The following is a 13917-nucleotide window of genomic DNA, read 5'->3' as shown; positions in this document are numbered from 1 at the left end:
GTCTCCGTTACACCTTTTCCACGTTGACCAGGAACGCCTTAAACTCCGGCGTTTGCGTGTTGGCATCCCCGACAAACGGCGTCAGGGTGTTGGCGATAAAGCCTTTCTTCGCCACGCCTTCGTAACCCCAGTGAATCGGGATCCCGATGGTGTCCACCTTCTGACCGTGAACGTCCAGCGTGCGGATACGCTTGGTCACCACCGCTTTGGCCTTGATGTAGCCGCGGTTGGAGGAGACCTTCACCGTGTCGCCGTGGGCGATGCCGAGCTTGTTAGCCAGCTTCTCGCCAATCTCGACAAACTGCTCCGGCTGCGCGATAGCGTTCAACAGCGCGTGCTTGGTCCAGTAGTGGAAATGCTCCGTCAGACGATAGGTGGTGCCGACATACGGGAACTTGTCATGCTTGCCCATGGCTTCCAGATCGTCTTTAAACACGCGGGCTGCCGGGTTGGAGACCACGTTCGGGTGCAGCGGGTTGGTGCCCAGCGGCGTTTCAAACGGCTCGTAGTGTTCCGGGAACGGCCCTTCTGCCATCTTGTCGAGGGCAAACAGGCGACCCAGCCCTTCCGGCTGCATGATAAACGGCCCGACGCCGCTGTCCGGCGCGGCGGTGCTGTAGTCCGGCACGTCGATGCCGCCCCATTTCGCGCCATCCCAGGAGATCAGGCGGCGTTTTTCATCCCACGGTTTACCCGATGGGTCGGCGGAGGCACGGTTATACAGAATTCGGCGGTTAAGCGGCCACGCCCATGCCCAGCCGAGCGTGTTGCCCAGGCCTGACGGGTCGGCGTTGTCGCGGCGTGCCATCTGGTTGCCGTCCGGCGTCCAACTGCCGGCAAAGATCCAGCAGCCGCTGGAGGTTGTACCGTCGTCGCGCAGCTGCGCAAAGGAGCTGAGCTGCTGCCCTTTTTTCACCAGCACCGCGCCGGTGGCCGGGTCAATCAGGTCTGCCAGCGCTTTACCGTTGCTTTCCATGGCCACTTCTTCCGGCGCCGGGTTGTCCGGCGTCAGGTACTTCCAGGTCATGTTCAGCACCTGCTCAGGCACTTTGCCGCCGTCGCGCTCGTACATATTGCGCAGGCGGGTGAAGATGCCGGAGAGGATTTCGCCGTCGTTCAGCGCTTCCCCTGGCGCATCCGCCCCCTTCCAGTGCCACTGCAGCCAGCGCCCGGAGTTCACGATGGAGCCGTTCTCTTCCGCAAAGCAGGTGGACGGCAGACGGAACACCTCGGTCTGGATTTGCGACGGATCAACGTCGTTCATTTCGCCGTGGTTTTGCCAGAAGTTGGACGTTTCGGTGTTCAGCGGGTCGATAGTGACCAGGAACTTCAGCTTCGAAAGCGAGGCCACAACCTTGTTCTTGTTAGGGAACGAGGCCACCGGGTTAAAGCCCTGGCACAGATAGCCGTTGACCTTGCCCTGGCTCATCATCTCGAAGTACTGCAGCACGTCGTAGCTCTTATCCCACTTCGGCAGCCAGTCGTAGCCCCAGCTGTTCTCCTTCGTCGCTTTGTCGCCAAAGAAGGCTTTCATCATCGAGACGAAGAATTTCGGGTAGTTGCCCCAGTAGTTCACCTGGCCTTTCAGCAGCGGTTTAGGCGTGTTGGCCGCCAGATAGCTGTCGATATCCACCTGTTTTTCGCTTGGCAGGTTCATGTAACCCGGCAGGCTGGTGGAGAGCAGGCCGAGGTCGGTCAGACCCTGAATGTTGGAGTGGCCGCGCAGGGCGTTGACGCCGCCGCCTGCCATCCCCATGTTGCCGAGCAGCAGCTGGATCATCGCCATGGTGCGGATGTTCTGCGCGCCGATGGAGTGCTGAGTCCAGCCCAGGGCGTACAGGAACGACGCGGTTTTGTCCGCCACGCTGGTTTCGGCGATGTACTCGCACACTTTCAGGAAGTCTTCTTTCGGCGTACCGCAGATGCTGGTGACCACGTCCGGCGTGTAGCGGGAAATATGCTCTTTCAGCAGATTCCACACGCAGCGCGGGTGTTGAAGCGTCAGGTCGCGTTTGGCGAAGCCTTCTTCATCCAGCTCGTAGTTCCAGGTGGTTTTATCGTATTTGCGGTTTGCCGCGTCATAGCCGGTGAACAGGCCGTCGTCGAAGCCGAAGTCCTCACGCACAATCAGGTTGGCGTTGGTGTAAGACTCGACGTACTCGCGGTTGAATTTGTTGTTGTTAATCAGGTACAGCAGGACGCCCGACAGGAAAGCAATGTCGGTCCCGGAACGGATAGGCGTGTAGAAATCCGCCACCGAAGCGGTTCGCGTAAATCGAGGATCGATCACAATCAGCTTCGCGCCGTTGTGAATTTTGGCTTCCATCGCCCAGCGGAATCCCACCGGATGCGCTTCTGCCGCATTCCCACCCATCACCACGATGAGGTTGGCGTTTTTGATATCAACCCAGTGGTTGGTCATCGCACCGCGACCAAATGTTGGAGCAAGACTTGCTACCGTTGGTCCGTGTCAGACACGCGCCTGGTTATCCACGGCAAGCATGCCGAGGGCGCGGGAAAATTTCTGGGTTAAATAGCCGGTTTCGTTGCTGGACGCGGAGGCGCAAAGCATCCCCGTGGAGAGCCAGCGGTTGACCGTGGTGCCCTGTTCGTTCTTTTCGATGAAGTTGGCGTCACGGTCTTCTTTCATCAGCTTCGCGATGCGGTCAAAGGCATCGTCCCAGCTGATTTGCTGCCATTTATCGGAGCCTGGCGCGCGGTAAGAAGGCGTTTTCAGGCGGCTTTCGGAATGGATGAAGTCCACCAGACCGGCCCCTTTCGGGCACAGCGCGCCGCGGTTTACCGGGTGGTCCGGGTCACCTTCGATATGGAAAATTGAGGCTTTTGCGTTTTTTGCGCCGTCGCCGAGGCTATACATCAATAGCCCACAGCCGACGGAGCAGTATGTGCAGGTGTTACGGGTTTCACGGGTGCGTAGCAGCTTGTACTGCCGGGTTTCCGCGAGCGCAGCGCCGGGGGCAAAACCCAGTGCTGCTGCCGTGGTGCCTGCCATACCGCCAGCGCAGATCTTAAAGAACTGCCTTCTGCTGACCTGCATGGATCGCTCCTTACATTTCGACATTTCACATTGCTTAGGATTTATTTTGCGGGGTCAACCGCAAAGGTTCACAATTAGAACCAGTATAGATTTTGATGGCTTACTTCCCTTCATCCGGAAGGGGTATTAAGTAGAATACCACAATGGTACTGAGGGTGTTCTCGAATGGTTAAAACAAAGTGAACAAACTTCACCACTCTGAAAAAAATATAATGGAACAGGTTACCGGCGCACGCACGATCGAGCTTTGGCACCGGGGCAATCTCACCGCGGCTGAAACCGACTGGCTGGCGGAAGAAGTCCCTGTCGCGCTGGTTTACAACGGCATTTCACATGTTGTGATGATGGCTTCGCCCAAAGACCTTGAAGCGTTTGCGCTCGGGTTTTCCCTGTCCGAAGGCATCATTGAAAGTCCGGCGGATATTTACGGGATGGATGTGTTGCCAACTTGTAACGGCATTGAAGTGCAGGTCGAGCTGTCCAGCCGCCGCTTTGCGGGCCTGAAAGAGCGCCGGCGAGCGCTGGCCGGGCGAACGGGCTGCGGCGTTTGCGGCGTCGAGCAGTTAAACGATATTGGCCGCCCGGTGCCGCCGCTGCCGTTTACCCAGACGTTTGTCCTGGAAAACCTGGACGGGGCGTTGAGAAGAATGCGTGACTACCAGCCCGTCGGCGAGCTAACTGGCTGTACTCATGCGGCGTTATGGCTAGATCCAGAGGGCCAGATCCTCGACGGAAGGGAAGATATCGGCCGCCATGTGGCGCTGGATAAAATGCTCGGTGTTCGCAGCCGTAATCCGTGGCACAACGGGGCCGCGCTGGTGTCGAGCCGTGCAAGCTATGAAATGGTACAGAAGGCCGCGATGTGCGGCATTGAAATCCTGTTCGCGGTGTCTGCGGCGACCTCATTAGCGGTGGAGGTTGCACAGCGTACTCATCTGACGCTGGTGGGTTTTAACCGGCCAGGACGTGCCACGGTTTATACGCACCCGGAGCGGCTGCGCTAGATTTTCCCCTCACCCCGGCCCTCTCCCCAAGGGGAGAGGGGGAAACAAGTATTGGATAGTTTGTGTCCCCTCTCCCTGCCAGGGAGAGGGTTAGGGTGAGGGTCAATCCTCAGAACAGGCCCAGCGGCTTATCGGAATAGCTCACCAGCAGGCACTTGGTCTGCTGATAATGCTCCAGCATCATCTTATGGGTCTCTCGCCCGATCCCGGACTGCTTATAGCCGCCGAATGCCGCGTGTGCCGGGTAGGCGTGGTAACAGTTAGTCCACACGCGCCCGGCCTGAATGCCGCGCCCCATTTTGTACGCCAGGCTGCCGTTGCGGCTCCATACGCCCGCGCCGAGGCCATATTCGGTATCGTTCGCCAGCTCCAGCGCCTCTTCCACGGTTTTAAAGGTGGTGACGGCGAGCACCGGGCCGAAGATTTCCTCCTGGAACACACGCATGTTGTTTTTACCGAACAGGATGGTTGGTTCGAGGTAGTAGCCTGCCTGCAGATCGCCCGCCAGCGCTTTTCTGCGCCCGCCGGTAAGGACGTCCGCGCCTTCTTTCTTGCCGATGTCGATGTAGTTGAGGATGGTTTCCATCTGCCCCTGAGACACCTGGGCGCCCATCTGGGTACGGCTGTCCAGCGGGTTGCCGCTGCGGATGGCTTCTACCCGGCGAATGGCCCGCTCGATAAAGCGCTCGTAGATGGATTCCTGCACCAGCGCGCGGCTTGGGCAGGTACAGACCTCGCCCTGGTTGAAAGCGAACAGCGCAAAGCCTTCCAGCGCTTTGTCGAAGAAGGCGTCTTCCTCTTCCATCACGTCGGCAAAGAAGATGTTCGGAGATTTACCGCCCAGCTCCAGCGTGACCGGGATAATGTTCTGGGTGGCGTACTGCATGATCTGCTGACCGACTTCGGTGGAGCCGGTAAACGCCACTTTAGCGATGCGTTTTGACGTCGCCAGGTATTCGCCAATCTCGCCGCCCGCGCCGTTCACTACGTTCACCACGCCCGGCGGCAGCAGATCGCCAACCAGTTCCATCAGCAGCAGCACGGAAAGCGGGGTCAGCCGTGCGGGTTTAAGTACGATGCAGTTGCCCGCCGCCAACGCTGGCGCCATCTTCCAGCTCGCCATCAGCAGCGGGAAGTTCCACGGGATAATCTGCGCGACCACGCCAAGTGGTTCGTGGAAGTGATAGGCCACGGTGTCTTTGTCCACCTCACTGATGCCGCCTTCCTGGGCACGAATGCAGGAGGCGAAGTAGCGGAAGTGGTCGATAGCCAGCGGCACGTCGGCGGCGCTGGTTTCACGGATCGGTTTGCCGTTGTCCCAGGTTTCTGCCGTGGCCAGCAGCTCAATATTTTGCTCCATGCGGTCGGCAATTTTCAGCAGGATGGTGGCGCGCTCCTGAACGGACATCTGCCCCCAGCCCTTTTTGGCTGCGTGGGCGGCATCCAGCGCGAGGTCTATGTCGGCCTTGCCGGAGCTGGCGATTTCGCACAGCGGCTGGCCGGTTACCGGGGTGAGGTTTTCATAGTACTGGCCGCCGACCGGGGCAATCCACTGGCCGCCGATGTAGTTGTCGTAACGGGGTTTAAGTTTGAGCGGGAAACCATACTCGCCGGGGATAATACGGGTATCGGGAGGATTGTTTGTCATAGCCGTCTCCTTGTGATGGTTCACTCACAAGGGTAGTCCGGGCTGCCTGTTTCTTCGCCATTTCCCGTCTGCTTTACGACACGCCTCACGGATTCCCTTCCGGGAAGAGGCACAGCCTCTTCTCGCGGGAAGGAATATTACGCCTTGGCGAACAGCGCTTTATCGCGCAGCAAATGGTCGTTGCCGCGCCGGCGGGTGAAGCCAATTTTGTCGAAATACTCCAGGATCTGAATTGCCAGCTTACGGCCCACGCCCAATCTGTCGCGGAAGTCGGCTGCGTTGGCGGCGCCTTGAGTTTGATCCAGGTCGCGGATCAGATCGGCAAAGGCCTGCAGGCGATCGTTGCGGTAGTAACGATCTTTCAGAATCGCGGTGACCAGCCCCTGCTGAGCGGCGGATCTTAGCAGCTGGCGCATGGCCTGCTCTTCTTCGCCGGTTGCTTTGGCCAGGTCGCGAACCCACCAAGGCTCGTCGCCAAACAGGGCATCGACTTTGTCCCATACGGCCCGTTGTGCAGCGGAAAATCCTGGCTCATGTCCCGGCAGATGCAGCCAGCCATGGCGGCTCATTAGCAGGCCTTCACCGCGCATTTTTTCGATGAGCGATAGCACTAGGCCCTCGTCCTCTGCGGGTAATGCCATGCGGCGCAGGCGCTCTCGCCCCGGCCCCGGCTGATCGTCATGCTGCTGGTGATAGCGTGCCAGCGCGTCGAGCAGTTTTTGCTGCCAGCGGGTGGCCACCTCCGGGCTTAGCAACGCATTGCCCGCCTGCAAATAGCCCGGCTTTGCAAGCAGGTTCTGAAGCCCTTGCGCCGTTAATTGACGCGCCCAGCTAAATTCGTTGAGCAAGACGGCCCCGCGCGCCAGGTGCGCTTCCAGCACCTGTTGGTCATCGGCGGCTTCAGTCAGTTCACCCAGCCAGCTCAGGAACGCGGGCTGGCGTTTGCCGCGGCGCGGCGCGTGAAGCAGCACCGCGCGAGCCCCGGCGAGCGTGGTGCGGGCGCTGATATCGCGTAGCACCAGGCGGTCGTTATCTGCCAGCCACAGCGGCGCATCCAGCACCAGCTCGGCCAGATGGCCTTCAAGCAGGGAAACTCGCCCGGTCACATGGCGTGCAGAATGGTGAATATGCAGCGGCTGCCACTGTTGCAGCGGCTGGAGCGCTTGCAGCTCGACGATGACGCGCTCAACCGGCTGCAGCGGTTTTTCACTCAGCAGCCAGTCGCCCCGGCTGATGTCGGTTTTTTCCGCGTCCCCGCTGATGTTCAGCGCAATACGCTGCCCGGCCATCGCGCCGGAAACCGGCTGGTTTTGGGCGTGAAGGCCGCGTACGCGCATCGGTTTTTCTGCGCCTGTCAGCCAGAGTGAATCGCCGATGTTAACTTCGCCGCTCAGCGCCGTGCCGGTCACCACCAGCCCTGCGCCCTTAACCGTAAAGGCGCGGTCGATAGCGAGGCGAAAGCGATGCGAAGTGGCATGAGGGCGTTCGCCCAACCCTTTGAGATGCCGTTGTAGCGCCTCAACGCCGTCCCCGCTGGGGGCGGCGGTAGTAAAAATGGCGGCCTGGATATCACCCAGCAGCGCGGCGACTTCTGCCCGAACTTCTGCAAGGCGGCTGTCGCTTACGCGGTCGGCTTTGGTCAGCGCGACGGTAATTTGTGGGTTGCCCGTCAGCTGTAAAATCGCCAGATGCTCACGGGTTTGCGCCATCACGCCGTCGTCGCAGGCGATGACCAGCAGGGCATGATCGATGCCGCCGACGCCCGCCAGCATGTTGGCCAGAAACTTTTCGTGCCCGGGCACGTCAATAAAGCCAATCACCCGGCCATCCGGCTGCGGCCAGTAGGCGTAGCCGAGGTCGATGGTCATGCCGCGTTTCTTTTCTTCCGGCAGCCGATCCGCATTCACGCCGGTCAGCGCCTGTAGCAGGGTGGTTTTGCCGTGGTCGACGTGCCCGGCGGTGGCGATAATCACTGGGCAATCCCCTCCAGCAGCAGCGCTTCGTTTTCCAGACAGCGTAAATCCAGCCACAGGCGGCCCTCGGCCACGCGGCCAATCACCGGCCTTTCCAGCTCACGCAGGGTTTGCGTCAGCGAGGCGAGCGTTGCGCCTCGTCCGTCTTTCGGCGTAAAGGTCAGGGCGGCGCCTGGCAGGCGGTCAACGGGCAAAGAGCCGCTGCCAATTTGCGACAGGCACGCCTCAACGCGCACGTCGAATTGCTCACCAAAGCGTTGCTCAAATGCGGGCCGCAGGCGGCTGGCCTGCAGATGGATATCTTCGGCGCTGCGGGTCAGCAGGCGCAGGGTTGGCAGGCGCTCAACCAACGTTTCCGGGTGCTGGTACAGCCGCAGTGTGGCTTCCAGCGCCGCCAGCGTCATTTTGTCGGCCCGCAGCGCGCGCTTCAGCGGGTGGCTTTGAATGCGCTCTATCAGCGCCTTTTTGCCGACGATGATCCCGGCCTGCGGGCCACCCAGCAGCTTGTCGCCGGAGAAGCTGACCAGGCTCACGCCGTCGGCAATCAGTTGCTGTGGCATCGGCTCCGGCGGCAGTCCCCACTGGCTTAAATCCACCAGCGAGCCGCTGCCGAGGTCGGTGAGTACCGGCAGGCCGAGTTCGTTGCCCAGCGCGACCAGCTCGGCCTCGCTGACCGCTTTGGTGAAGCCTGCTATGTGGTAGTTGCTGGTGTGCACCTTCATCAACAGCGAGGTGCTGTCACCTGCGGCTGCACGATAGTCTTTCAGGTGAGTGCGGTTGGTGGTGCCGACTTCAACCAGCGTGCAGCCTGCCTGCCGCATAACGTCGGGAATGCGAAACGCGCCGCCAATTTCCACCAGTTCGCCGCGCGAAACTACCACTTCACCACCGTTTGCGCAGGCTGCCAGCATCAACAGAACCGCCGCCGCATTGTTATTGACGATGCAGGCGTCTTCCGCCCCGGTCAGCTCGCAAAGCAGGTCGGCAATGGCGCGATCCCGGTGGCCGCGCCCGGCGTCGTCCAGGGAATATTCCAGCGTGACGGCGGAGCGCATGGCTTCGCTGACTGCATCAATGGCTTCTTCAGCCTGCAGTGCCCGGCCAAGATTGGTGTGCAATACGGTGCCGGTCAGGTTGAAAACGGGCTGGAGCGCGCTGCGCTGGCTGGCCTCGAGCACGTTACGCGTTTTCTTCGCCCAGTCCTCGCTCCAGTCCGGCAGCTTGCTCGCCGCGCGGATGTGCTCGCGCGCTTCGTTTTGCAGCGTTCTCAGCGTGGTGACCACGCGTGTATGGCCGAACTCCGCAAGGAGGGCGGTAAAGGCGGCATCGCGCAGCAGGCGGTCGGTCGCCGGAAGATGGCTAAAAAGTGTTTGAGCTGTCGTCATGGCAGGGGCTGAATTAAGAAATTTGTGAGCGATATTACAGGGGACAACGTCCCCTGTCCTGGCCGCAGATCATGCCGCGGGCGGTTCGGTACGGGCAAAACTCTCGCGCTGAAACAACTGTTCCACCAGCTTGACCAGGTGAGGGCGGTTCACGCACCAGCCCGGCGAAACGCGACGGAAGTTGAGGTAGCCCACGGCGCAGGCTGCAGAAATACTGGCCAGGTTGAGTGGCTCTGCGGTCAGCATGCCGTCGGCGGCGTACTGTTCCAGCGAGTCGAGAGCGCGGCCAATTTTCTCGCGCTGGCGCACCAGGACTTCTTCAGACTGCTGTTCCGCCGGGCGTAGTTTCTCACGTACCGAGGTCAACGCTGCGTCCAGAATGCCGTCGGAAAGCGCCTCAAGCTGGCGTACCTGCAGCGCCGCTTTCGGGTCGAGCGGAATCAACTCTGGCGCGATGTTCAGCAGCTCCAGGTATTGGGCGATAATCGGCGAATCAAACCAGCGTTCGCCCTCATCGGTGATAAGCGTCGGCACTTTGCCGAGCGGGTTGTACTGCGGGGCCGGGCTGTCGCCAACCCACGGGTTGACGTTAACAAATTCAAAGCTAAGGCCTTTTTCCAGCAGGATGACCGAGATCTTTCGCACATAGGGGCTGGTGTAATTACCAATCAGTTTCATGACATTATCCGTTTTTGCCAACTTGAGGTAAGTATGAAACAGATACCCAACATTGGTGAAAAAGTCTACGGCCTGGGTGTTTTTATATAATCGACAAAGGCGCGTAGCGCGCTGGGCATGTACTGCCGGCCTGGGTAATAGAACTGGAACGGCGGAAGATCCGGCAGCCAGTCTTCAAGCATCGAAATCAGCCTGCCGCTCGCCAGGTGTTCTTCTACCTGCTGCTGGTAGAGGTAGCCGATGCCCGCGCCGCACAGCACCGCTTCCAGCTCGGAGTCGAGATCGTCCACGACGATGTTGCCGCACGGCGTCACCTCCAGCTTGCCTTCCTGCCCGTAAAACTCCCAGTAGTAAGGGCGGCCGCTTGGATAGCGGAAAATAACGCTACAGTGATTGACCAGCTCACCGGGATGAGCCGGCGCCGGGGCGTTCGCAAGATATTCCGGCGTGGCGACGACGCAAATCTTTGCCTTCGGGCCAATTGGCACGGCAATCATGTCTTTTTCTACGGTGGTTATCAGGCGGATCCCGGCATCGTATTCCTGCTTCACGATATCCACCAGCCTGTCATCGGTAGTGACCTCCACTTTGATGTCGGGATAGCGGCGAACAAACCCGGCCACCAGCGGCATTAAAACCGTGCGCGAGGCCAGCCGCGAGCTATTGATTTTGAGGGTGCCCATCGGCGTGTCGCGAAACGAGTTTACCTCGTCGAGGATGGTATGAATTTCGTCACAGGCAGGACGCAGGCGCTCGTAGAGGTTATAGCCAGCCTCAGTGAGAGAAACGCTGCGGGTGGTGCGGTTGAACAGCCGGATTTTCAGGCGCTGCTCGAGCTGTTTGATGCCGTGGCTGATTGCCGAAGGAGAAAGCCCCAGCTCATCGCCGGCAGCGCGAAAACTTTTGTGCCGTGCCACGGCGATAAAGGTCGCGAAGTCGGAAAAATTCAGCGCCATTAGTGAAAATCCTTCATTAACTCATCTCAAATACTACGTTTTACAGAATTATCCAGCGGTCGTAAAGTGAACGCACATTCCCACTTGCTGAGATAACTCCATGAAATCAGAGAATATGTATATTGTTTGGGCGCACCCACGCAGTGCATCGTTAACCGCGCAGGTGGTGCAGGAAATTCAGGGCGAGGCGGCGGAGCGGGGCATTAACGTCTCGTCCCTCGATCTTTACCGCAGCGGTTTTAACCCGGTGCTTGAGGTGGACGACGAACCGGACTGGAGCAATCCGCAGAAGCAGTATTCCCCGGAGGTTCATCGCCTGTTTGGCGAACTGGAAGATAAAGACACCGTGGTCGTGGTGTTCCCGGTGTGGTGGTACAGCTTCCCGGCCATGCTAAAAGGCTACCTGGACCGCGTGTGGAACTACGGCCTGGGCTACGGGCCGGGCGGCGCGCTGGGGAATAAGAAAATCCGCTGGGTGGCGCTGGTCGGCGGCTCGCAGGAAGGCTTCGTGAAGTACGGCTGGGAAAAGAACATGACCGATTTTATCAGCGGGTCGATGGGCTACCTGGGCGTTGAGGACGCAAAAATCGATTTTCTCTATAACACCATCGGGGTGGAAGAGGGGATTGGCGACAGCGACGCGCATTACCAGCAGCTGTTTGCTCAGGCGCGTGGCATTGTCGCGGATTTAAATAAATAAGCTTTCATTCCAGCGCGGCATTTTCGCCGCGCTTTCTGCCAGCCGCTTCGCTGTAATTTACTTTCATCCCTTTCTTGCCCCTCGTTTGTTGTCAACGCCCAGATTTTAACTGGATCACATTAGGATTAATCTCCCTCAAAATACTTTGTGAGTTAGATCACAAATAAATAACAAAGGCGTCATAACTAAATGTGATGTTAGTCACATTAAAAGGTCAATCAGGGTTAAAAATTCCACGGTGTACTTTTTTTACACTGCAATTATGTGATCACCATCACTCAATGTGGCTGGGTGATCCCTGAATATTAGTGATATAAATCACATAATTGGGCGGTTGCTGGACAGCTTCACGATTCAGTGCCAGATTCGCGTCACTTTACTGCATAAGGCCGGCGACCCTGCCGCTACGTTAACAATAAACCTCGGGCTGCTTTTCAGCGCGGAACACCAACAAGGGGTATGTGTATGTCATCCGATATCAAGATCAAAGTGCAAAGCTTTGGTCGTTTCCTCAGCAATATGGTTATGCCAAATATCGGGGCGTTTATCGCCTGGGGTATTATCACGGCCTTATTTATTCCTACCGGATGGTTGCCAAACGAAACGCTGGCGAAGCTGGTAGGCCCGATGATCACTTACCTGCTGCCGCTGCTGATCGGCTTTACCGGTGGCCGCCTGATTGGCGGTGACCGCGGCGGCGTGGTGGGTGCTATTACTACCATGGGCGTTATCGTCGGGGCTGACATGCCGATGTTCCTCGGCGCAATGATTGCGGGGCCTCTGGGCGGCTGGGCAATCAAGCACTTCGACAAATGGGTCGACGGCAAAATCAAATCCGGCTTTGAAATGCTGGTGAACAACTTCTCTGCCGGTATCATCGGGATGATCCTGGCGATTCTGGCGTTCCTCGGCATCGGCCCTGCGGTTGAAGTCCTGTCCAAAGTTCTGGCGGCAGGCGTTAACTTCATGGTTGTGCACGAGATGCTGCCGCTGGCGTCTATCTTTGTAGAACCAGCCAAAATCCTGTTCCTGAACAACGCCATCAACCACGGTATCTTCTCTCCGCTGGGGATTCAGCAGTCCCACGAGCTGGGCAAATCCATCTTCTTCCTGATTGAAGCGAACCCGGGTCCGGGTATGGGTGTTCTGCTGGCGTACATGTTCTTTGGGCGCGGTAACGCTAAGCAGTCCGCTGGCGGCGCGGCTATCATCCACTTCCTGGGCGGTATCCACGAGATTTACTTCCCGTATGTGCTGATGAACCCACGTCTGATCCTCGCCGTTATCCTCGGCGGTATGACCGGCGTGTTCACCCTGACCGTGCTGAACGGCGGCCTGGTGTCTCCTGCTTCCCCGGGTTCCATCCTGGCGGTACTGGCGATGACCCCGAAAGGCGCTTACTTCGCTAACATCGCGGCTATCTGTGCGGCAATGATTGTTTCCTTCGTGGTTTCCGCCATCCTGCTGAAAACCAGCAAAGTGAAAGAAGAAGACGACATCGAAGCTGCGGCTCGCCGTATGCAGGAAATGAAAGCTGAATCCAAAGGTGGCGCAGCGCCGCTGGCGGTTGGGGCGGGCCTGTCTAACGACCTGAGCCACGTGCGTAAAATCATCGTAGCCTGCGACGCAGGGATGGGTTCCAGCGCCATGGGTGCCGGCGTTCTGCGTAAGAAAGTGAACGATGCTGGCCTGAAAAATATCTCCGTGACCAACTGTGCTATCAACAGTCTGCCGGAAGATGTTGACCTGGTGATTACCCACCGCGACCTGACCGAGCGTGCGATGCGCCAGGTGCCGCAGGCGCAGCATATTTCCCTGACCAACTTCCTCGACAGCAGCCTGTACGCCAACCTGGTTGAGCGCCTGCTCGCTTCTCAGAACCTGAGCGAGAAAGAAGAAAAAGTGATGCACAGCCTGGAAGACAGTTTTGTTTCCAGCGAGGACGCAGTGTTCAAACTAGGCGCGGGTAACGTGTTCTTGGGCCTGAAAGCCAGCAACAAAGAAGAAGCCATTCGCTTTGCAGGTGAGCAGTTGGTGAACGGCGGCTACGTGCAGCCGGAATACGTGGACGCGATGTTTGAACGCGAAAAACTGACTCCAACCTACCTGGGCGAAGGCATCGCTGTACCTCACGGCACCGTGGAAGCAAAAGACCGCGTGCTGAAAACCGGCGTTGTGTTCTGCCAGTACCCGGAAGGCGTTCACTTCGGTGAAGAGCCGGAAGACGTGGCTCGCCTGGTGATTGGTATTGCTGCCCGCAATAACGAACACATCCAGGTGATCACCAGCCTGACTAACGCGCTGGATGATGAGTCGGTGATTGAGCGCCTGGCGCACACCACCAGCGTCCAGGAAGTGCTGGATTTGCTGGCCGGTAAGAAATAAGGGCTTGCCCTCACCCCGACCCTCTCTTTGGAGGGGCAAGGGGGGAAAGAGAGGTAGTTCTGGATGTTCCCTCTCCCCATTGGGGAGAGGGCTAGGGTGAGGGGATTCGCATACAGTATCCTTACCCCAG

At 58.7% G+C, this 13917-nt stretch carries 10 protein-coding genes; 3 read left to right on the top strand and 7 right to left on the bottom strand.

Annotated features, from left to right (window positions below; translation table 11 throughout):
* Positions 1 to 7 precede the first annotated feature (7 nt).
* Positions 8 to 2422 (bottom strand): formate dehydrogenase, encoded by a 2415-nt coding sequence (locus tag VW41_22645; protein AJZ91621.1) that lies wholly within the window; start codon positions 2420 to 2422, stop codon positions 8 to 10.
* A gap of 48 nt (positions 2423 to 2470) precedes the next feature.
* Positions 2471 to 3058, bottom strand: a complete 588-nt coding sequence (locus VW41_22640) for a sulfate ABC transporter substrate-binding protein (protein ID AJZ91620.1) — start codon at positions 3056 to 3058, stop codon at positions 2471 to 2473.
* A gap of 212 nt (positions 3059 to 3270) precedes the next feature.
* Between VW41_22640 and VW41_22635 the strand changes: the two genes are divergently transcribed.
* The gene (locus VW41_22635; GenBank protein ID AJZ91619.1) at positions 3271 to 4062 is read left to right on the top strand and encodes a formate dehydrogenase; all 792 of its coding nucleotides are present in this window, start codon (positions 3271 to 3273) and stop codon (positions 4060 to 4062) included.
* 109 nt (positions 4063 to 4171) lie between these two features.
* Here VW41_22635 and VW41_22630 read toward each other — a convergent pair whose 3' ends face one another.
* From VW41_22630 to VW41_22610, 5 genes are all read right to left on the bottom strand, one after another.
* Positions 4172 to 5710: an aldehyde dehydrogenase gene (locus tag VW41_22630; protein AJZ91618.1), complete on the bottom strand. Its 1539-nt coding sequence runs from the start codon at positions 5708 to 5710 to the stop codon at positions 4172 to 4174.
* Between the two features lie 137 nt (positions 5711 to 5847).
* A complete protein-coding gene (locus VW41_22625; protein AJZ91617.1) occupies positions 5848 to 7683 on the bottom strand; it encodes a selenocysteinyl-tRNA-specific translation factor in 1836 nt (611 codons plus the stop codon).
* Entirely contained in the window at positions 7680 to 9068 is a 1389-nt protein-coding gene (locus VW41_22620) for a selenocysteine synthase (GenBank protein ID AJZ91616.1), read from the bottom strand. The genes VW41_22625 and VW41_22620 overlap by 4 nt, the downstream gene beginning before the upstream one ends.
* A 69-nt stretch (positions 9069 to 9137) precedes the next feature.
* Positions 9138 to 9746 carry a glutathione S-transferase gene (locus VW41_22615; protein ID AJZ91615.1) on the bottom strand — a complete coding sequence of 203 codons (609 nt, stop codon included), beginning with the start codon at positions 9744 to 9746 and terminating at the stop codon, positions 9138 to 9140.
* Between the two features lie 65 nt (positions 9747 to 9811).
* The gene (locus VW41_22610; protein AJZ91614.1) at positions 9812 to 10702 is read right to left on the bottom strand and encodes a LysR family transcriptional regulator; all 891 of its coding nucleotides are present in this window, start codon (positions 10700 to 10702) and stop codon (positions 9812 to 9814) included.
* 100 nt (positions 10703 to 10802) lie between these two features.
* Between VW41_22610 and VW41_22605 the strand changes: the two genes are divergently transcribed.
* Both VW41_22605 and VW41_22600 read left to right on the top strand, forming a co-directional pair.
* A complete protein-coding gene (locus VW41_22605) occupies positions 10803 to 11402 on the top strand; it encodes a hypothetical protein (protein ID AJZ91613.1) in 600 nt (199 codons plus the stop codon).
* A 465-nt stretch (positions 11403 to 11867) separates the two neighbouring features.
* Complete coding sequence (locus tag VW41_22600; GenBank protein AJZ91612.1) at positions 11868 to 13787, top strand: PTS system mannitol-specific transporter subunit IICBA; 1920 nt, start codon at positions 11868 to 11870, stop codon at positions 13785 to 13787.
* Positions 13788 to 13917 lie beyond the last annotated feature (130 nt).

The organism is Klebsiella michiganensis, from assembly GCA_000963575.1.
Taxonomy (GTDB): Bacteria; Pseudomonadota; Gammaproteobacteria; order Enterobacterales; family Enterobacteriaceae; genus Cedecea; species Cedecea michiganensis_A.
The sequence above is the reverse complement of the archived record's forward strand: the minus strand, read 5'-3'. Positions and strand labels throughout refer to the sequence as shown.

What these genes read in the sequence shown, in the direction of transcription:
- VW41_22645 (AJZ91621.1), bottom strand. Translation starts at nt 2,422, where the DNA reads ATGACCAACCACTGGGTTGATATCAAAAACGCCAACCTCATCGTGGTG.
- VW41_22640 (AJZ91620.1), bottom strand. Translation starts at nt 3,058, where the DNA reads ATGCAGGTCAGCAGAAGGCAGTTCTTTAAGATCTGCGCTGGCGGTATG.
- VW41_22635 (AJZ91619.1), top strand. Translation starts at nt 3,271, where the DNA reads ATGGAACAGGTTACCGGCGCACGCACGATCGAGCTTTGGCACCGGGGC.
- VW41_22630 (AJZ91618.1), bottom strand. Translation starts at nt 5,710, where the DNA reads ATGACAAACAATCCTCCCGATACCCGTATTATCCCCGGCGAGTATGGT.
- VW41_22620 (AJZ91616.1), bottom strand. Translation starts at nt 9,068, where the DNA reads ATGACGACAGCTCAAACACTTTTTAGCCATCTTCCGGCGACCGACCGC.
- VW41_22615 (AJZ91615.1), bottom strand. Translation starts at nt 9,746, where the DNA reads ATGAAACTGATTGGTAATTACACCAGCCCCTATGTGCGAAAGATCTCG.
- VW41_22610 (AJZ91614.1), bottom strand. Translation starts at nt 10,702, where the DNA reads ATGGCGCTGAATTTTTCCGACTTCGCGACCTTTATCGCCGTGGCACGG.
- VW41_22605 (AJZ91613.1), top strand. Translation starts at nt 10,803, where the DNA reads ATGAAATCAGAGAATATGTATATTGTTTGGGCGCACCCACGCAGTGCA.
- VW41_22600 (AJZ91612.1), top strand. Translation starts at nt 11,868, where the DNA reads ATGTCATCCGATATCAAGATCAAAGTGCAAAGCTTTGGTCGTTTCCTC.